This is a genomic window from Nocardiopsis sp. NRRL B-16309 (assembly GCF_001279585.1).
GTDB lineage: Bacteria > Actinomycetota > Actinomycetes > Streptosporangiales > Streptosporangiaceae > Nocardiopsis.
Genome location: NZ_LGEC01000089.1, coordinates 1 through 18,939 on the forward strand (window position 1 = coordinate 1; position 18,939 = coordinate 18,939).

Below are 18,939 nucleotides of genomic sequence, written 5' to 3' on the forward strand. Positions count from 1 at the left end.
GGCAGAGACTCCTCCTGCAGGCACCGGCGCGCCCCTCGCTCGTGCCTTCTTTGGGCCTGCGCTCGTTCCTCGCTTCGGCCCGGGGCGCTTCACGCCGGGGCCTTCGTCGTCGCCTGCGCCTGCGCTCGTTCCTCGCTCCGGCTTGGCTCCTCCTGCAGGCACCGGCGCGCCCCTCGCTCGTGCCTCGGGGCGCCGTGGACTCGGTCACGGCGCCCCGCTCGGTCCTCGCGTCGGCGCGAGCTACTCGACGGTCCAGGTGTCGCCGCTGGCGAGCAGGGCCGACAGCTCGCCGTCGCCGCGCTCGGCGCGGGCGTCGGCGATCTGCTCGTTCATCAGGTCGTCGTACACGGGGCGCCGCACGTCGCGGAACACCCCGATCGGCACGTGCTCGAACGCAGGGTAGTCCAGCCGGGACAGCGCGAACGCGTACCCCGGGTCCTCCCGGTGCGCGTCGTGCCTGATGAGCCGGTCCTCGCCCACCGAGTCCACGTCCACGACCGACAGTCCGCCGAACTCCCCGGAGACCACGCCGCGGTCCGGTCCGAGCCGCAGCGGCTCGCCGTGCTCCATCCGCAGCAGACGGAGGTCACGCGCCGACGGGTCCTTCAGCGGCTCGAAGGCGTCGTCGTTGAAGATCGGGCAGTTCTGGTAGATCTCCACGAACGACGCGCCCGGGTGGTCGGCCGCCGCGCGCAGCACCGACGTCAGGTGCTTGCGGTCGGAGTCCACCGTGCGCGCCACGAACCCCGCCTCCGCGCCCAGCGCCAGCGACACCGGGTTGAACGGGTGGTCCAGCGACCCCACCGGCGAGGACTTGGTGATCTTGCCCGGCTCGGAGGTGGGCGAGTACTGCCCCTTGGTGAGTCCGTAGATGCGGTTGTTGAACAGCAGGACGTTGATGTTCACGTTGCGCCGCAGCGCGTGGATGAGGTGGTTGCCGCCAATGGAGAGCCCGTCCCCGTCACCGGTCACCACCCACACCGACAGGTCCGGGCGGCTGGTCGCCAGCCCCGTCGCGATCGCCGGGGCGCGCCCGTGGATCGAGTGGATCCCGTAGGTGCTCAGGTAGTACGGGAACCGCGAGGAGCAGCCGATCCCGGACACCATCACGATGTTCTCGCGCGGAACGCCCAGCTCGGGAAGGAAGGACTGGAAGGCCGCCAGGATGGCGTAGTCCCCGCACCCGGGGCACCAGCGCACCTCCTGGTCGGACTTGAAGTCCTTCATCTTGTACGCGGTGTCGGTCCTGGGCACGAGCCCGAGTCCGGCGAACCCGGCGCCGTTGTCACTCGTCACGGTCGATGACCTCCTGCAGCACGTCCGCCAGTTCCTCGGCCTTGAACGGCAGGCCGCGGACCTTGTTGTAACCGATGACGTCGACCAGGTACCTGCCGCGCAGCAGCAGGGCCAGCTGGCCCAGGTTGATCTCCGGCACGACCACCCGCTCGTAGCGGCGCAGCACGTCGCCGAGGTCGGCCGGGAAGGGGTTCAGGTGCCGCAGGTGGGCCTGCGCGACCCGGCCGCCGGCGCGGCGCACCCGGCGCACGCCCGCGGTGATCGACCCGTAGGTGCCGCCCCAGCCCAGGACGAGCACGCGGGCGTCGCCGGTGGGGTCGTCGACCTCCAGCGGCGGCAGGTCCAGGGCGATCGCGTCGATCTTGGCCTGGCGGGTGCGGACCATGAGGTCGTGGTTGGCGGGCGTGTAGGAGATGTCACCGGTCTCGGCGTGCTTCTCGATACCGCCGATCCGGTGCTCCAGCCCCGCCGTGCCCGGGACCGCCCACGGCCGGGCCAGGGTCCGCTCGTCGCGGGCGTAGGGCAGGAACGCGCCGTCCGGCCCGTTCGGCTCCGCGGCGAAGCCCGGGTCGATCACCGGCAGGTCGGCGACCTCCGGCAGCCGCCAGGGCTCCGACCCGTTGGCGAGGTAGCCGTCGGAGAGCACCACCACGGGTGTGCGGTAGGTGACCGCGAGCCGGGTGGCCTCCAGCGCGATGTCGAAGCAGTCGGCGGGCGAGGACGGGGCCAGCACCGGCAGCGGGGACTCGCCGTTGCGTCCGTACAGCGCCAGGAGCAGGTCGGTCTGCTCGGTCTTGGTCGGCATCCCGGTGCTGGGTCCGGCGCGCTGCACGTCGATGATCACCAGCGGCAGCTCGGTCATCACCGCCAGGCCGACGGTCTCCTGTTTGAGGACCATGCCGGGCCCGGAGGTCGTGGTGACGCCGAGGGACCCGCCGAACGCCGCGCCCAGCGCCGCGCCGACCCCGGCGATCTCGTCCTCCGCCTGGAAGGTCCGCACGCCGAACCGCTTGTGCCGGGACAGCTCGTGGAGGATGTCCGAGGCGGGGGTGATGGGGTACGAGCCCAGGAAGAGCGGCAGCCCCGACCTCTGGGACCCCGCGATCAGCCCGTAGGCGGTCGCCAGGTTCCCGGTGATGTTGCGGTAGGTGCCCGCGGGCAGCCGGGCGGGCTTGATCTCGTAGGAGACCGCGAAGTCCTCGGTGGTCTCGCCGAAGTTCCATCCCGCCTGGAAGGCGGTGAGGTTGGCGGCGAGGATGTCGGGCTTGCCGGCGAACTTCTGCTTGAGGAACGAGGTCGTCCCCTCCGTGGGCCGGTTGTACATCCACGACAGCAGGCCCAGGGCGAACATGTTCTTGGCGCGCTGGGCGTCCTTCTTGGACAGGTCCGTGCCCGCCAGGGCGTCCACGGTCATGGAGGTGAGCGGGACCGCGCTGACGTGGAAGCCGTCCAGCGACCCGTCCGTGACCGGGTCGGCCTCGTACCCGACCTTGGCCAGGCTGCGCCTGGTGAACTCGTCGGTGTTGACGATGACCGTCGCGCCGCGCGGCAGGTCGCCGAGGTTGGCCTTCAGTGCCGCGGGGTTCATCGCCACCAGCACGTCCGGGGCGTCGCCCGGCGTCATGATGTCGTGGTCGGCGAAGTGGACCTGGAAGCTGGAGACCCCCGGGAGGGTTCCGGCGGGGGCGCGGATCTCCGCGGGGAAGTTCGGCAGGGTCGACAGGTCGTTGCCGAACGACGCGGTCTCCTGCGTGAATCTGTCACCGGTCAGCTGCATGCCGTCGCCGGAGTCCCCGGCGAAGCGAATGATGACGCGGTCGAGCTGTTCGATCTGTTTGGCCACTGAGATCGACGACCTCCTTGGTGAGCCGCCGGTCGTGTCGGGCGGCGGCGCTCGGGTGTCCGTCCCGGGGACCCGCCGTCGGGGGTCCGGTCGGAACGTCAGGACAGCGTTCGTGGCCCCTGGCGCCCACCGGGTGCGCCAACCCGGTGTCGCGCGGTGCGGCTCCGCCGCGTGCGGCCGGGTCGGTGACGAGTCCTCGCCCGGACGGGCCAGGGGCCTCGCTTCAACGACACGGCCAACCGCCCACCTGGGAGAGGGAGGGTCCCGCCAGCCTGGTGCGCGTAGTGATAAGGGCCACGTTGGCACTATAGGTCGTCCACCCGCGGGCCGCGCCCGCTGGGTGGCCATTGTCACATCCGGGCCGGCGGCTGGGGCCACGGGGATGCGCGGGGTTGTGACGGACAGCAGGGCGGATGGGGAACGCACGACGCGGATCCGCACGTTTGTCACCATGTACGCATCGGCGACGAGACCCTGGAGGTGACGGCGTGCACGTCAGTGCGGCCCGCGCGGTCGGCCTGTTCGTCGGCGCAGCGGTGTTCGTCGTCGCGGTCGGCTGGGTCTGCGGCGCGGACAAGGGTGCCCAGATCGCGCTCGCCCTGGTGGGGTGCGCGGGAATCCTGGTCTACCTGTTCGGGGAGTCGCTGGCCCTGCGCGCCATGCGTGCCCGGCTGATCAGCGAGATCGAGCAGCCGGAGCTGTACGGCCTCGTGCGGGAGCTGGCCACGGCCGCGCGCCAGCCGATGCCCCGCCTGTACCTGTCACCGGTGCGCTCACCGAACGCCTTCGCGGCGGGCGTCAGCCCGCGCCGCGCCGCCCTGTGCTGCACGACCGGGCTGCTGCGGACGCTGGACCGCGAGGAGCTGCGCGGCGTGCTGGCCCACGAGCTGGCGCACATCAGGGCCCACGACACCCTGATCAGCTCGGTGGCGGCGACCCTGACCGCGCTGATCACCGCGTTGAGCGCGATCACGTTCCTGCTGCCGCTGGGGGAGTCGGAGGAGACCGACATGCCCGACCTGCTGGGCGGTCTGATGATGGTGGTGCTGGCGCCGTTCGCGGCGGCGGTCGTCCACTGCGGAGTGGGCCGCCGGCGCGAGTTCCGGGCCGACGAGCGGGCGGCCGAACTGACGGGGGACCCGTTGGCGCTGGCCTCCGCGCTGCGCAAGCTGGAGGAGGGCGCGCGGGCCTACCCGCTGCCGATGCAGCGCACCCTGCTGGCGTGCGCGCACCTGATGACGACCAACCCGTTCCCCGACGGTGTGGGGCGCCTGTTCGCCGCGCATCCCCCGGTGAGCGAGCGGATCCGCCGCCTGCGCGATCTGCGGCGCAAGTGGGACATGGGCCGGTAGGAGCCCCGCGGGGCCCGGGTCCGAGGGGTGCCCGAGGGGCCCTGACGTCCACGACGGCGGCGGCCGCCCCTCACGCGAAGGGACGGCCGCCGCCGTCGTTCGGGGGCCGGTGTGGGGCTACCGGTAGTTGACGAACTGCAGCGCCAGGTCGAAGTCCTTCTCCTTGATGAGGTTCATGACCGCCTGGAGGTCGTCCTTCTTCTTGGAGCTCACCCGGAGCTCGTCGCCCTGGATCTGCGCCTTGACGCCCTTGGGGCCCTCGTCGCGGACGAGCTTGGAGATCTTCTTGGCGTCCTCGGAGGTGATGCCCTCCTTGAGGCCCACGGGGAGGCGGTACTCCTTGCCCGAGGGCTTGGGCTCGTCCGCGGCGTCCAGGACCTTCAGGGAGATCTTGCGCTTGATCAGCTTCTCCTTGAAGACCTCCAGGGCCGCGGCGGCCCGCTCCTCGGAGGAGCTCTTGATCTCGATGCCGTCCTCGCCCTGCCAGGCGATGGTGGTCCCGGTGCCCTTGAAGTCGAACCGCTGGGCCAGCTCCTTGCCCGCCTGGTTCAGGGCGTTGTCGACCTCCTGTCGATCGAGTTTGGACACGACGTCGAAACTGGATTCGGCGGCCACGTACGCTCACATCCCGCTAGGTGTCTCATGGATCACGGGCGCCGACGCGGGCGCCCGAGGGGTTCTGGGGCCGCTTCCGCGGATGCCCGCCGCGCTCGCGGCGGACGGCATCCACGGGACACGCCCCTGGCCCGTGCCGGACCCCCGGCGCGGGCTGGCCTCCGAGCTTAGCCGTGCGCTGCTCAGAGCGCCCGAAGCCCCAGGTGGGGGCGCGCCCGGTCAAACGATTTCAGGTTCGGGCGGATCATCCGCTATTCTCAGTCATGCGTCGCGACGAACACGTCGCCGCAGCCCAGGCAGGTTGCCCGAGCGGCCAATGGGAGCGGACTGTAAATCCGTCGGCTTAGCCTTCCAAGGTTCGAATCCTTGACCTGCCACGCTGGGAAGAGACCCCGGTGATCAGCGGACACGCTGGCCACCGGGGTCTTTCGCGTGTCCGGGCCCCGGCGACGGCCGGGTGGGGCCGACCGCGCCCCACGGCTCCGGCCGGCGCGGCCCGGCCCGGTGGCGTGCGGGATTCGGATGATCGCGGATCGGACGCGTTCGGGACACGGGCAGATCACGCCGAACGCGGTGCGCGACCGTCCGCGGAGGGCGATGGCGCGCGGTTCCGAGGGCGCGCGGGCGACGGTTTCGCCTGATTGCGCACGGTAGTCGACCCGCTTCCAAGGGTGATCGGTGTCGATGGCGCACGGTCTGCCCGGCTTCGCCCGTCCCGTGGTGGCCCGTGGGTGCAACGGCATCTTGTGCGGGTCGCGTAAAAAGGTCGCCAAAACCATATTCGTCGGTGCGGCAAAAAGAATTCTTCTGACAAGTCGGACAATTCGCGAGTCGGAGTTTCGGCGTTGACAAAAAACGGGGGGCGGCAGATGATTGCACCAGTCCACCGCGACACAGGTGCAAGAAGCGCCTGCGTCTTTTTCTGTCAACGCCGCGAATGCTTTCCGGGGGAAACATGATCAAGAAGATGGCCGCTGCTGGCCTGGTCGCCGGTGCCGCGATGGGCGCGCTCCTCATGGGAGCTCCCGCCCAGGCCTCGCACGGTGGTGACCAGCAGTTCAACCAGAACCTGCAGGTCGTTCCCATCCAGTCCTGCAACCTGACCGGCAGCGTCGGTCTCGTTGCGGTCACCGTGCCGATCCTGTCGCCCCAGACCACGGGCGACTGCATCAACGGCCCCGTCGGCACCAACATCAGCTAGGTTCCGGCAACAAAGTTCGACCGAGACGATATCTCACATTCTTCTGAAGGGTAATTCAATGCTGCGTAAGCTCGGTGTTGCCGGTCTCATCGCTGGTGCTGCTCTCGGTGTCGCCCTCACGGGCGCTCCGGCCTCCGCCTCGCACGGTGGCGACCAGCAGTACAACCAGAACCTGCAGGGCATTCCCGTTCAGCTCTGCAACACCAGTGCCGCTGTCGGCCTGGTCGCCGTCAACGTCCCGGTCCTGTCGCCGCAGACCACCGGCGACTGCGTCAACGGCCCCGTCAGCACCAACATCGACTAGGAGATTCCGACATGATGCGCAAGCTCACCACTGCCGGCGCCATCGCCGGGATCGCCCTGGGCGCGATGCTCGCCGCTGCTCCGGCCTCCGCCTCGCACGGCGGCGACCAGCAGTACAACCAGAACCTGCAGGTCGTGCCGGTCCAGCTGTGCAACACCAGCGCGGCCGTCGGTCTCCTCGCGGGTGTCAACATCCCGATCCTGTCGCCGCAGACCACGGGCGACTGCGTCAACGGGCCCGTCAGCACCAACATCGACTAGGAGGGCCTGCCATGATGCGCAAGCTCACCGCCGCGGGCGCCATCGCCGGGATCGCGCTCGGCGCGATGCTGGCGGCCGCTCCGGCCTCCGCCTCGCACGGTGGCGACCAGCAGTTCAACCAGAACCTGCAGGTCGTGCCGGTCCAGCTCTGCAACACGGAGCTGTCCGTGGGCCTGGTCGGTGTCACCGTGCCGATCCTGTCGCCGCAGACCACCGGCGACTGCGTCAACGGTCCGGTGACCACCAACATGAGCGACGACGGCGCCTACTAGCCGACGTCCTCGTGTGACGGGGCCCTAGGCCCCACAGTGACGGAACAGAGCGGTTGTGAGGCCCCCCGGCGTGTGCCGGGGGGCCTTGCCGCGTGCCCGGGGCATGATGGGCGCGACCGAGGAGGGCGGAATGAGGCACACGATCCTGGCCGGCGCGCTGCTGCTGGCCGTGGCCGCCTGCGGCCAGGAGACGGACCCGGCCGAGGACGTCGACGTGGGGACCGGCCCGACCGGGCGGGACTCCCCGGCGGCCGACGAGGGCTCCCCCGGAGCCGGCCAGGCCTCCCCGAGCGCGGAGGAGGGCTCCCCGGGGCCGGAGGGCGGCGGGGCCAGTGCCGAACCGGCGGCCTTCGTCCTCAACCGGTACGGGGACGAGGCGGGCTTCGCCGACCAGCGGCCCACCGACTACGTCGCCACGGAGTTCACCACGTTCCAGGACATGGAGTGGGACACGTGGACCGACACCTCGGCCCGCGGTGAGGGCGAGGTGTCCGGCACGTGGTGCCTGGACCAGGACTGCTCGCGCGACCCCTACGACATCGGGATCGAACTCGGGGACCCGGTGGAGGTGGACGGCACCCTGTACTTCTCCGCCTACACGGTCACCGAGTACGGCGACGACATGCCCGCGGACATGCGTGCGGCCCTGGAGGGCAGCGACGACGGCCGACTCGCGGTCCCCGTCGAGGAGTGAGGCCGCCGCGCGTCGGCGGCGCCGTCTCCGGGTGTCCGAGAGGAATCATTCCAAACTTCATAAAATGCACGAACCGCCTGCTCAGAACGGGTGGTACGACCGGCTCAGGAGGACCAGACCGGGCCGATCCGGGTGTGGCGGCGCCGCGAGGTCTCTACTCTGCTGAGGTGTGGGACTCAACCAGCGGACGGACGATCGCGCGGACGACGGACAGGGCACGGGCGAGCGCCCGGTGCCCCGGCACGGGCGCGCCGCCCTCCTGCGCCTGGCCTCCTGGTTCGAGGAGGCCGGACCGGAGCGCGCCGACGACCTCGCCCGCGCCGCCTACGCCCTCCACCCCGCCCTCCACCTGGAGGGCCGCGTGGACGAGGGCATCGCCGCCACCACCGGCTGGTGGCAGGCCGAACCCGACCGCAGCCCCGTCGTGGAGCACCCCGGCACCCGTCCGCCCGCGCCCGTACGCGACCACCGCGCCCAGCAGGCGCGGCTGAGGGACGCCGCGGAGTCCTCCGCCCACTGGCGCAGGGCCGGGGCGTCGCAGATCCGCGCGCTGCTGACCGAGCCCACAGGGGACCGTGCCCGCGTCGACCTCTCAGGTGCCGGGATGGAGGTGCTCATGGAGCTCCTCACCGCCGCTCTGGGCGCCGGGGACGCCGCCCGCAGCTCCACCTCGGCGGGGGACCTGGAGTTCTCCCTGCGCCTGCACGTGGTGTCGGCCCCGGGTGCCGAGGTGACCGTCCAGGGCGAGGGCGGGGACCTGACGCTGGAGGGCGTGCGCCTGTGCGTGACGCCCTATGAGCAGCACGTCCTGGACCTGCCCGAGTCCGGCGAGCGCGGCGACGGCGCCACGTTCGGGCTGGGAAGGCCGCGGGGGGCGTCCAGGTCCGACGCGCGGCCGCCGTCCGAGGCCGCCGGGACGCCCGAGCCGTCTGCCGACCGCACCGGGGCGACAGACGGCTCCGAGGAGTCCACAGCGGACGAACCCACCAGCTCTGCCACCGCTCACCCGCCCGCCGCCGACGAACTCTCCGAATCCGCCACCGACCGCCCGACGGGGCCCGCGACCGACGTTCGCGCGAGGTCCGGCGCGGATCGCCCCACGGGGTCCGGTCCCGATGCCCTGGACCGGCCCGCGTCCGACCGCCCGGCGGCCTCCGCCGCGGACGCTCTCGCCGGGCCAGGCACGGACCACGTCACGGGCTCCGAACCCGGTGCCCCGGACGAGCCCGCGACCGACCGCTCCGAGGAGCACGGCGCCGACGACCTCCTCGGTCCCGCGCCCGCCGGGTCCGGCGGCTTCGCCGAACTCGCCGGCGCGGTCTCCGAGGCGCTCGCCCTCGCCCGGGCCGAGGAGGAGCCCGCCGACCCGGCGCCCACCGAGGAAGAGCCCGCGACCGCGCGCTCCGGGGATGACGACGCCGTGCCGACGCTCCCGGCGCCCGTGGGGCGCCGCCACGCCCGGCCCGAGGCGGCCCCCTCGGACGACGAGTCCTCCGGCGGCCCTGTCGAGGACCCCCGGACCACCGATAGCCTCGCCGAACCGGACCGGGACCGACGCCCGGATCCCAACACCGAGACGACCGGACCGATCGACCTCTCCGCCATCCGTGACGGGGAGCGGTCGGCATGGGGGTGATCGAGACGGACGCCTACAGCGAGGACGCCGCGCTCATCGGCGAGCGCCAGGCCGCCGCGCGCGCCCTGATGGCGCACCCCCTGCTCACGCGGCGCGCGCACCCCGCCGAGTTCTCCCTCGTACGGGCGCACGCGGAATGGCTCGTCCAGCGCTTCCAGCGGGTCCTGGCCTACCGGCTCACCGTCGCCGACGACCACGCCCGCCTGGTCAAACGCGGTGCCGCCGCGTCGACCACCGCGCCCTTCACCCGTCGGCACGGAGCCCCGTTCACCCCCCGCACGCACACCTACCTCGCCCTGGCCCTGGCCGTCCTCGTCGAGCAGGACGGCGACACCACGGTCCACGCGCTCGCCGCCCGGGTCCGCGCCGCCGCCCACGAGGCCCTGGTGGACGCCGACCCCGGCCGCGGCCTCGGCGAACGGCGCGCATTCTGCGCCGCGCTGGCGCTGCTCGTCCGGCTCGGCGTGCTCGACGAGGTGTCCGGCGGCGTGCGAGACCACGAGACCGACGCCTCCGCCGACCCGCGCCTGCGCGCCGACGCTCAGGCCGCCCGGGCGGTCGCCGTCCACCTGCCCCGCGCCTCGGACGACGCCGACTCCTTCCTCGCCGAAGCCGCCGACCACGACCCCGACAGCGACCACCAGGGCGAGATCGCCCTGCGCCGCCGCCTGGCCGAGACCGCCGTGGTCTACCGGGAGGAACTCCCCGACCGCCAGCGCGACCGCCTCGCCGCCCACCAGTGGCGGGCCGCCGCCACCCTGGGCAACCTGCTCGGCTGCGACACCGAGGTCCGGGCCGAGGGCGTCGCCCTCGTCATGCCCGACGGGGCACCGGACGGCACGCGCTTCCCCTCCGACGACCCCGTCGGCCAGGTCGCGCTCGCGCTCGTGCGCCACCTGTCCGGCCGCCTGCACCCCGGCCGGCCCGCCACCTCGGTCCCGGTCCCCGACCGCGACCTGGACACCGCCCTGGACACGCTCGGCGGTCCCGACGCCCCGGCGCGGAGCGAGTGGGCGCGCACGGCCGGACCCGAGGTGCCCGACCCCGAACGGCTCCGCGCGCGGGTGCTGCGCCTGCTGACCGACCTCGGCCTGCTCCGGGGCGGGCCGGGCGAGTGGCGGCTCACCGCCGCGGCCGCCAGGTTCGGCGCGGACGTGGACGATCGCATCCCCCGCATCCAGGACAATGACGATGACGCCCGGACACTCCCCGCGAAACCGCGCGGTTCCGGTGACGAACACGGTGCGCCCGAGCCCCCTGCCGACCCCCGCGGCGATCTGAGCCGGGTGACGTCCGTGCTGCAAGCGGTGGCGAACGAGAAGGTGAGCGCGACCAGTGGTGACCCAGGAGACCAGTGAGGCCCCAGGGGAAGCTCCGGCTGTCCCCGCCGGCACCCCCACCCCCCGCTACCGGCTCGAACGCGCGGGCATCCGCAACGTCTGGCAGTACGACGACCACGTCCTCGACTTCGCCGAGGGCCGTCTGCTGCTGCGCGGCCGCAACGGCGCGGGCAAGTCCAAGGCGCTGGAGATGCTGCTCCCCTTCCTGCTGGACGGCGACGTCCGCCGCCTGGACACCACCGGCACCAACCGCACCAGCCTGCGCTGGCTCATGGCGGACGACCACCGCGCCCACCGCCTGCCCGACCTGGAGGACACCGGCCCCGACCTGCTGGGCGGCCCGGAGGAGGACCCCGCCGACACCGCCGCGGCCGAGGGCGGCGGCGACGCGGAGTCCGCGCCCGTCACCCGCCTGGGCTACCTGTGGGTGGAGTTCACCACCGACCGCGGCGAACGCGGCCTCGACGCCGCCGCGCGCGCGGCCCACGGCCCCAGCACCGCCTCCGCCCTGCTGGCCGCCTCCAGCGCCGCACGCGGCGCCGGAACCCGGGCCGCCGGCGAGGAGCCCGACGAGGGCACCGGCCAGGGCGACCCCGCCGACGCGGACTCCGCCGCCGCGCCGCCGCGGCACCTGACCCTGGGCGCCGCCGTCATGGCGGTCGGCGACTCCGATCCCCGCTGCGTGTTCTTCGTCACCGACCGCCGGATCGGACACGACCTCCACCTGGTGACCGACGGCCGCCCCATGCCCGTGGACCGGCTGCGGGCCGAGGTCGGCGCCGACAACTGCTTCACCAGCGCCGTGCCCTACCGCGCACGCGTGATGAAGAGCCTCTTCGGCATCGACGACTCCGTCCGCTACCGCAACCTCATCCACCTGCTCTACCGGCTGCGCCGCCCCACGATCGGCGACCGCCTCGAAGCGGGCGAGCTCGTCAGCGTCCTCTCCGAGGCCCTGCCCCCCATGGACGAGTCCGTCCTCGACGAGGTCGGCCGCAACATCGCCGACCTCGAACAGGCGCGGGCCGACCAGACCGCCCTGGCCGAGGCCGGCGCCGGAGTCGACTCCTTCCTCGCCGACTACCACGCCTACCTCGTGCACGCCCTGCGCGGCCGTACCGCCGGGGTCCGCGAACAGCTGGACTCCTGCGCCCGCCGCACCGCCGAGACCGACCGCCTGCGCGCCGAACTCGACGACCTCATCACGGCCGAGAGCCACATCGCCGAGGAACGGGACCAGGCCCGCCGTACCCGCGACACCGCCGGGGCGGACGAGCACACCCTCGCCACGGCCCAGGCCGGCGCCGCCACCGCCACCGACAACGAGCGCCGCGCCTACGACGCCGCCGTCGGCGCCTACATCCGCGCCGCCGAGGCCGCCTGGGCCGCCGCCGAGCACGCCGAGCGGGCGGAGGACCAGGCCGTCCACCGGCTGTCCGAGGACACGGCCGCCATCGAGCGGGCCCTGGAGGTCCTGCGGCAGACCCACGCCGACGCCGACCGCGCGGCCACCGCCGCCGGGATCCCCCCCGAGTCCCTCGGCGTCGTCCCCGACCCCTCCACCACCGTCCACGCCCCGCGCGAGAGCACCACCCGGGTCGACCTCCAGGGCCTGGAGCAGGCGGTGGAACGCGAGCCCGTCGAGGGCATCGACCTGGACGCCCTGCGCGAACGCCTGGGCCGCCTCCACGACCACCTCACCTCCGCCGCGGCCCACGCCGCCGACCGCGCCGACCAGGCCGCCCGCCTCACCGCCCTCACCACGGCCGAGGCCGCCACCGACCGCCGCCTCGTCGCGCTGACCAGCGAGGCCGAGAGCGCCGACGCCGTCCTCGACCACGCCCACACCCGCGAGCAGGACGCCATCGCGGAACTGCGCCGCACCAGTGCCGACTACGCGGACGGCGTCCGCGACTGGACCGCGCGCCTGCGCGACTCCAGCCACGCCCACGCGCTGGGCGACGCCATCCACGAGCTGGAGGGCAGTGTCGAACTGCCCATCACCGACGCCCTGCGCGTCCTGGACCCCGAGGTCCCGGCGACCGTCGCCCGGCTCGCCCACGCGGCCGTCGACCCCCTCCTGGAGGAACTCCGGTCCCGCCGCGACGTCGCCGTCAACGAGGAGGGCCAGCTCTCCGACGAGCTCGCCGAACTCGCCGACCGCCGCGCCAAGAACGCCGACCACGCCCCCGACCGGCCCGCCTGGGCCACCTACCCGCGTCCCGAGGCCGACGGCGTCCCCCTCCACCTGGCCGTGGACTTCGCCGAGGGCCTCACCACGCGCGAACAGGCGGGGCTGGAGGCGGCCCTGGAGGCCAGCGGCCTGCTGGCGGGATGGGTCCGCGCCGACGGCACCCTCTACGACCCCAGCACCCGCGACCTCATGGTCACGCCGGCCCGCCCCGCCAAGGGCCGCACCCTCCTCGACGTCCTGGTCCCCGTCGCCGTGCCCGACCGCGGCGTGCAGGCCGACCACGTGCGCACCCTGCTCTCCTCCATCGCGCTGCACTCGGACACCCCCGGCGCCGCCGAGGACACCGAGGCCAAGCACCGCCGCGACAGCGCCGTGACCACCGTCAGCTCCATGTCGCTCACCGGCGGCTGGCGCCTCGGCGTGGCCTCCGGCGCCCACTACAAGAGCGAGCCCGAGTACATCGGCGAGGTCGCCCGCAAGCGCGCCCGCGACCGCCGCTCCGCCAACACCGACCGCCGGATGGCCATCGCCGAGGCCCTCCTCGCCGAGGCGGGGGAGCGCCGCTGGGCGGTCGAGCGCTCCTACTCGGAACTGCTGGAGGTCTCCCGGGACCTGCCCGACTCCGCCCCGCTCATCCGGGCCTGGGCCGCCCTGGACGTGGCCCGCACGGACGTGGCGGCCGCCCGCCGCGCCCACGACACCGCCCGGGCGGCGGCCGAGGAGGCCCGAGAGGAACTGCTCCGGGTCCGCGCCCGGCTCAGGGACGCGGCCGCACGGCCCTCCGTCCCCCCGCCCGCCGACGCCCAGGAGCCCCCGGGGGAGGGGCACCCCCAGCGCCCGCCCGCCCGGCAGCACCCGCTGCCGACCGCCCGCGCCGACCTCGACAGCACCCTGCGCGCCCTCGACCACCTGCGGGTCCTGGTGGCCTCCGCGCTGCGCGACCTCGACGTCCTGGCCTGGGAACTGGCCGACCACGAACGCCACGTCGCCGCCTGGCGGCGGGTCCGCGCCGACCGGGTCCTGGCCGAGGACGCCCGCGCCGCCGCCATCGACGACATGATCACGGTCCGCCGCCAGATCGAGCTCGGGGACCGGGCCAGGGGGGTGCCCGACGAGCAGATCGACGCCGCCCGCGCCCAGGTCAGGGCCCGCGCCGAGGATGCCGCCCGCCGCCTGCCCGAACTCGAACGCGGCGCCCAGCGCGCCCGGGACGAACGCGTCAGCGCCGAGGTCCGGCTCGACGTCGCCACCCAGGAGCGCGCCGAGCAGGTGCGCCGCGCCCTGGCCGCGGGGGACGTCCTGGTCGCCTCCCTCACCGCTCCGGCCGGCGCCCCGGGCCCCACGGGCGGCGCGGAGCGGGCACCAGACGGGCAGGACGACCGCACCGCGCCCGACGCCCGGAGCACGCACGCCGCACAGGACGGGCCCGGCGAGGAGGACACGGGCGCGGGTGCGCACGCCGTCTCCGTGGTGCCGGGGACCGCCGCGACGGCCCCGACGGCACCGGACGCGGTCCTGCTGGGCGCGGCCGGGCTGGCCGGCTGCGCGGCCGACGACGGGCCGCTCGCCGCCTACCTCGCGGCCCGCGCCACCGCCGCGGGCGACGCCCCGGCCGCCGGTCCCGACGCCAGGCTCGCGCTCATGGAGGACCTCGTCGCCCGCCTGGAGGAGGGGCTCGACGCCCAGGCCGACCTGCCCGAGGTCGACGACAGCGCCATCCTCGGCAGCCGCGAGGAGCTGCACCGGCTGCTGACCTCCGCCGACTGGGCCCAGACCCGGACCGAGCTGACCGAGCCCCGCGGCCTCAAGCGCCTCACCGTCCACGACGAGGACGGCGCCCACGACGTCACCGCCTACGCCGCCCGCGTGGCCGCCGCCGTCGCCCGGGCCGACGAGACCGTCGCGATCGCCGAGGAGGAGGCCTTCGAGCGCCACCTGCTGGGCGAACTCGCCGGGCACCTCTCCCGCCAGATCGACGAGGCCCACGGCCTCATCCACACGATGAACGACGTCCTCAAGGACGTCACCACCTCCGCGGGCCTGGGCGTGCGGCTGGACTGGCGGCTCGCCCCCGACGCCGGAGCCGACATCGAGGCCGTCGTCCCGCTCCTGGCCACCCCGCCCGAGGAGCGCACTCGGGTGCAGACCACCCGCCTGCGCGACGCCCTGCGCCGCTGCATCGAGGCGATCCGCCGGCTGGACCCGACCGCCACCGGCGGAGCCCAGCTGCGCGCCGCGCTGGACTACCGCTCCTGGTTCACCTTCACCGTCTACGTCACCGACGGAACCGGCGACGAGCGCAGGCTCGGCCACCGCACCGCGCTGAGCCAGGGCGAGCAGCGCGTCGTGGCCTACCTCGTCCTCTTCGCCGCCGCCGCCGCGCAGTTCGACGCCCTGGCCGCACGCGCCCCCTGGGCCCCCAGGCTCATCCTCCTGGACGACGCCTTCGCGAAGGTCGACGAGCCCACCCACGGGCGCCTGCTGGGCCTGCTGGTGGAACTCGACCTCGACTTCGTCCTGACCTCCGAACGCGTCTGGGGCTGCTTCGCGAGCGTGCCGAGCCTCAACATCTACGAGTGCCTGCGCGATCCGAACGTGCCCGGGATCGCCACCCTCCACTTCACCTGGGACGGCAGCAGACGAAGGCTGGTGGGGGTCTAGGGCCTGTCCTCCGCGGCATTCCGGACCCACCCGAAAGCCGGCGGAGGAACACTCCCCAGGTCGGGCCCGCGGGCGAGGATCCGCGTGGCGACGGGCCGGCGGCCAGGGGTTCCGCGGGGCGGACGGCCGGTGGCCGGCCGCGCGCCCGGCGACGGCCGCCGCCGTTGATCGGGAGGCTCCGGCCCCGGGTTTTCCGTTCTGTCCTAGTCTGCTTGTGCAGGTACGACGAAGGATCGGGGTGGCGCAGGTGACTCGGGGAACCGAGGTGATCGACGGTGGCGGGCGGAGCGATCCACCGCCCGCCGACGACCCCACGACGACGAAGATCCTGGACGCCCTCGCCCACGCGGGGCTGTCCTCGAACGTGCGGTCATGGGTCAACGCCGCGCTCTGGGGCGACGACGCCCTGGCGGCGCTGCTGGAGGGCGAGCGCCTCCCCGACGCCCCACCGGGCGGGACCCCGGCCCCGCCCGCCGGCCGGGTGCGCCGCGCCTACCTCACCGGCATCCGCGTCCAGGGCTTCCGCGGCATCGGCCGCCCCGCCGAGCTGTCGTTCCCGCCGGGCCCCGGACTGACGGTCATCGTCGGACGCAACGGCTCCGGCAAGTCCAGCTTCGCCGAGGCCGCCGAGGCGGCCCTCACCGGCCGCAACCCCCGCTGGGACGCCATGCCCACGGGTTGGCGCGACGGCTGGCGCAACCTGCACTACGACGAGCGCACCGAGGCCAGCGTCGACATCCACATCGCCGGCGACCCGGGCCCCACCCGGATCAGCCGCCGCTGGACGGGCGAGAGCGTGCGCTCGGCGCGCGGCGAGGTGGTCCACCCCGACGGCGAGACCTCGGCGCTGCGCACACTGGACTGGGGCGAGAACCTCGTCCGCTACCGCCCCTTCCTGTCCTACGACGAGCTCGGCCGCACGGTCACCGGCCGCTCGGCGGAGCTCTACGACACCCTGACGGCGCTGCTGGGGCTCACCGGTCTGGCCGAGGCGGAACGACGCCTGGCCAAGGTCTGCGACGCGCTCGCCAAGCGCCGGGACCGCCCGGGCCGGGAGTCGCGGCTGCTGGTGGACGCCCTGCACGGGTCGAGCGATCCGCGTGCCGCCCAGGCCGCCCAGATCCTCACCGGGCCCGCCCTCGACGTCGAGGCCCTGCGCCGCATCGCCGCCGACGACGGCCCGGCCGACCCGGCCCACCACGTGGTGCTGCGCCGGCTGCGGCGCCTGTCGGTGCCCGAGCGCACCGTCATGAGCGACGTGGTCAACGAGCTGCGCGGCGCCTCCATGGAGCTGGCCATGGCCGCGGGCACCAAGGGCGACCACGCCCACGGTGTGGTCCGGCTGCTGGAACAGGCGCTCGAACACCACAAGCGCCACCCCACGGACACCACCTGCCCCACCTGTGCGGCGCCCGGTGCCATCGGAGCCGACTGGGTGCGGCGGGCCAACGCCCAGCTGCGCGGGCTGCGGGCCCAGGCCGCGACGGCCGCGGCCGCCTACGACCGCGCCGACGCCGCCCGCGACCAGGCGCGCTTCCTGCTCTCGCCCGCGCCCTCCTGGCTGCCGCCGGACAGCGAACTCGGGCAGGTCTGGGCGCTGTGGGAGTCGGGCTCGGACATCGAGGACCTCGCGGAGCTGGCCGAGCACATCGAGTCGGTCGGCCGCAAGCTGCGCTCGGCGGCCCTCAGCGCCCGCAGGGACGCCGGTGAGCGCCTGGAGGACCCCACCGAGGGCTGGTCGGAGCTGGCGGAGCGGCTGTCGCGCTGGCTGGACGACGCCCAGGACGCCATCGCCGCCAGGGACACCCTCGCCGACGCCGAGGCGGCGCTCACCTGGCTGTCGGACCAGGCACGGGCGCTGCGGGCCGAGCGCCTGGGGCCGGTGGCCGCGCAGGCGGAGCAGGTGTGGTTCCGGCTGCGCCAGGAGCGCCACATCGACCTCCAGGGCATGCGGCTGATCGGCCGCGGCGCCCGGCGCCGGGTCGAGGTGGACGTGGCCGTGGACGGGGTCGGCGACCAGACCAGCGCGCCCGGACTGCTCAGCCAGGGCGAGTTCCAGGCGCTGGCGCTGTCGATCTGCCTCCCGCGCACGCTGGTGGACGGCAACCCGTTCGGGTTCCTGCTCCTGGACGACCCGGTCCAGGCCATGGACACCGAGACGGTGGAGGGCCTGGCCACGGTCCTGGCGGAGGTGGGTCGCCACCGGCAGCTCATCGTGTTCACGCACGACACGCGGCTCTCGGACGCGCTGCGCAGGCTGGGGCTGCCGGCGGCCATCCGGACCATCAACCGCGACGCCATGTCGAACGTGTGGCTCTCGGACGGGGACGCCTGAGGCGGCTCGGGGAGAGCGGTCCGCGTCACACGGACGGCCGCCTCCACGGCCGTTCGGGCGGCCCCCGCGGTCGGAGGAACGCCCTCTGGCCAGGGCTTTCGCGTCCGCGTCGGCCGGGTGAGCGGGGTGCGCGCCCGGGGGGTCCGCGGCGGCCCGGTATTCGATTTGGCAGAGCACCCCCGAAGACCTGTATAGTCATGACCAGCGCAAGGGGGCAACACCCCCGGGGCGGACGAGAGAAAGCCCAGCAGCGCGCCCCTTTAGCTCAGTCGGCAGAGCGTCTCCATGGTAAGGAGAAGGTCTACGGTTCGATTCCGTAAAGGGGCTCCACCACTTGATGCGGTCCGGTCCACTCAGGTGGGTGGCCGGTGGAGCATCTACCGGCCGGAACCGGGGGAGATACGAGGTATCGTATTATCGCCCGTCGATCGGGGCGGAGTAGCTCAGTCGGTAGAGCAAGCGGCTCATAATCGCTGTGTCGTCGGTTCAAGTCCGGCCTCCGCTACCAACCCGCTGACCCCTGAGTTCTCCTCAGGGGTCGTCGCGGGCGCTTTGCAGTGTTCTACTGCGCCTAGGTACTGTCTCCAGCGAGAAAGGCACTCCGAAGTGGCTGCCACAGACGTGAGGCCGAAGATCACCCTGGCCTGCCAGGAGTGCAATCACCGGAACTACATCACGCGCAAGAACCGTCGGAACACCCCCGACAGGCTCGCGATCAAGAAGTTCTGCCCGAACTGCCGCAAGCACAACGAGCACCGCGAGACCCGCTAGTCGCGGGTTCGTCGGTCGGCGCCTGGTCGCCGGTCCCGCGCGAGCCGTTGCGCCGCCTCCCGTGACACGGGGGCAGGCTAGACTTCCAGCCCGGTGAGTGATCCACTCACCGGGCTGTTCGTGTGTCCGGGACCGTGCCTCCCGGTCAGCAGAACCAGGAGAGGG

The 18,939-nt window shown here is 73.6% G+C and carries 14 protein-coding genes and 3 tRNA genes; 14 read left to right on the forward strand and 3 right to left on the reverse strand.

All coding sequences use genetic code 11. The features are described from left to right. Nucleotides 1-240 precede the first annotated feature (240 nt). Both ADL05_RS20115 and ADL05_RS20120 read right to left on the reverse strand, forming a co-directional pair. Nucleotides 241-1,227 carry a 2-oxoacid:ferredoxin oxidoreductase subunit beta gene (locus ADL05_RS20115; protein WP_231640833.1) on the reverse strand — a complete coding sequence of 329 codons (987 nt, stop codon included), beginning with the start codon at nucleotides 1,225-1,227 and terminating at the stop codon, nucleotides 241-243. Between the two features lie 58 nt (nucleotides 1,228-1,285). Further along, a complete protein-coding gene (locus tag ADL05_RS20120; RefSeq protein WP_053618552.1) occupies nucleotides 1,286-3,139 on the reverse strand; it encodes a 2-oxoacid:acceptor oxidoreductase subunit alpha in 1,854 nt (617 codons plus the stop codon). A 488-nt stretch (nucleotides 3,140-3,627) separates the two neighbouring features. Here ADL05_RS20120 and ADL05_RS20125 point away from each other — a divergent pair, with 488 nt between their 5' ends. Then, complete coding sequence (locus tag ADL05_RS20125) at nucleotides 3,628-4,491, forward strand: M48 family metalloprotease (protein WP_053618553.1); 864 nt, start codon at nucleotides 3,628-3,630, stop codon at nucleotides 4,489-4,491. A 117-nt stretch (nucleotides 4,492-4,608) separates the two neighbouring features. Here the strand turns inward: ADL05_RS20125 and ADL05_RS20130 are convergent, their stop codons facing one another. Beyond that, a complete protein-coding gene (locus ADL05_RS20130) occupies nucleotides 4,609-5,106 on the reverse strand; it encodes a YajQ family cyclic di-GMP-binding protein (protein WP_053618554.1) in 498 nt (165 codons plus the stop codon). A 295-nt stretch (nucleotides 5,107-5,401) separates the two neighbouring features. On the opposite strand from ADL05_RS20130, the gene ADL05_RS20135 reads away from it, so the two are divergent. The 13 genes from ADL05_RS20135 to rpmG all read left to right on the forward strand — a co-directional run bounded on the left by ADL05_RS20135 (nucleotide 5,402) and on the right by rpmG (nucleotide 18,774). After that, nucleotides 5,402-5,483 (forward strand) — tRNA-Tyr (locus tag ADL05_RS20135). A gap of 578 nt (nucleotides 5,484-6,061) precedes the next feature. Further along, the gene (locus ADL05_RS20140) at nucleotides 6,062-6,307 is read left to right on the forward strand and encodes a hypothetical protein (RefSeq protein WP_053618555.1); all 246 of its coding nucleotides are present in this window, start codon (nucleotides 6,062-6,064) and stop codon (nucleotides 6,305-6,307) included. 58 nt (nucleotides 6,308-6,365) lie between these two features. Further along, nucleotides 6,366-6,611, forward strand: a complete 246-nt coding sequence (locus ADL05_RS20145) for a hypothetical protein (RefSeq protein ID WP_053618556.1) — start codon at nucleotides 6,366-6,368, stop codon at nucleotides 6,609-6,611. 11 nt (nucleotides 6,612-6,622) lie between these two features. Further along, nucleotides 6,623-6,871 carry a hypothetical protein gene (locus tag ADL05_RS20150; RefSeq protein WP_053618557.1) on the forward strand — a complete coding sequence of 83 codons (249 nt, stop codon included), beginning with the start codon at nucleotides 6,623-6,625 and terminating at the stop codon, nucleotides 6,869-6,871. Nucleotides 6,872-6,882: 11 nt separating this feature from the next. Further along, on the forward strand, nucleotides 6,883-7,143 hold the full coding sequence (locus ADL05_RS20155) for a hypothetical protein (protein ID WP_053618558.1): 261 nt from the start codon (nucleotides 6,883-6,885) through the stop codon (nucleotides 7,141-7,143). 130 nt (nucleotides 7,144-7,273) lie between these two features. Next, complete coding sequence (locus ADL05_RS20160) at nucleotides 7,274-7,837, forward strand: hypothetical protein (RefSeq protein WP_053618559.1); 564 nt, start codon at nucleotides 7,274-7,276, stop codon at nucleotides 7,835-7,837. A 169-nt stretch (nucleotides 7,838-8,006) separates the two neighbouring features. Next, nucleotides 8,007-9,473 carry a DUF2397 family protein gene (locus tag ADL05_RS29875; protein ID WP_082376620.1) on the forward strand — a complete coding sequence of 489 codons (1,467 nt, stop codon included), beginning with the start codon at nucleotides 8,007-8,009 and terminating at the stop codon, nucleotides 9,471-9,473. Continuing rightward, nucleotides 9,464-10,831: a TIGR02678 family protein gene (locus ADL05_RS20170; protein ID WP_053618560.1), complete on the forward strand. Its 1,368-nt coding sequence runs from the start codon at nucleotides 9,464-9,466 to the stop codon at nucleotides 10,829-10,831. Before ADL05_RS29875 ends, ADL05_RS20170 begins: the two co-directional genes overlap by 10 nt. Beyond that, nucleotides 10,809-15,668 (forward strand): SbcC/MukB-like Walker B domain-containing protein, encoded by a 4,860-nt coding sequence (locus ADL05_RS20175; RefSeq protein WP_053618561.1) that lies wholly within the window; start codon nucleotides 10,809-10,811, stop codon nucleotides 15,666-15,668. Before ADL05_RS20170 ends, ADL05_RS20175 begins: the two co-directional genes overlap by 23 nt. 247 nt (nucleotides 15,669-15,915) lie before the next feature. Continuing rightward, the gene (locus ADL05_RS20180) at nucleotides 15,916-18,003 is read left to right on the forward strand and encodes an AAA family ATPase (RefSeq protein WP_156365934.1); all 2,088 of its coding nucleotides are present in this window, start codon (nucleotides 15,916-15,918) and stop codon (nucleotides 18,001-18,003) included. A 254-nt stretch (nucleotides 18,004-18,257) separates the two neighbouring features. Then, nucleotides 18,258-18,333: transfer RNA gene (locus ADL05_RS20185), tRNA-Thr, on the forward strand. A gap of 102 nt (nucleotides 18,334-18,435) precedes the next feature. Continuing rightward, a tRNA-Met gene (locus ADL05_RS20190) sits at nucleotides 18,436-18,511 on the forward strand. Nucleotides 18,512-18,624: 113 nt separating this feature from the next. Next, complete coding sequence (rpmG, locus tag ADL05_RS31210) at nucleotides 18,625-18,774, forward strand: 50S ribosomal protein L33 (protein ID WP_158613006.1); 150 nt, start codon at nucleotides 18,625-18,627, stop codon at nucleotides 18,772-18,774. Nucleotides 18,775-18,939: the final 165 nt, after the last annotated feature.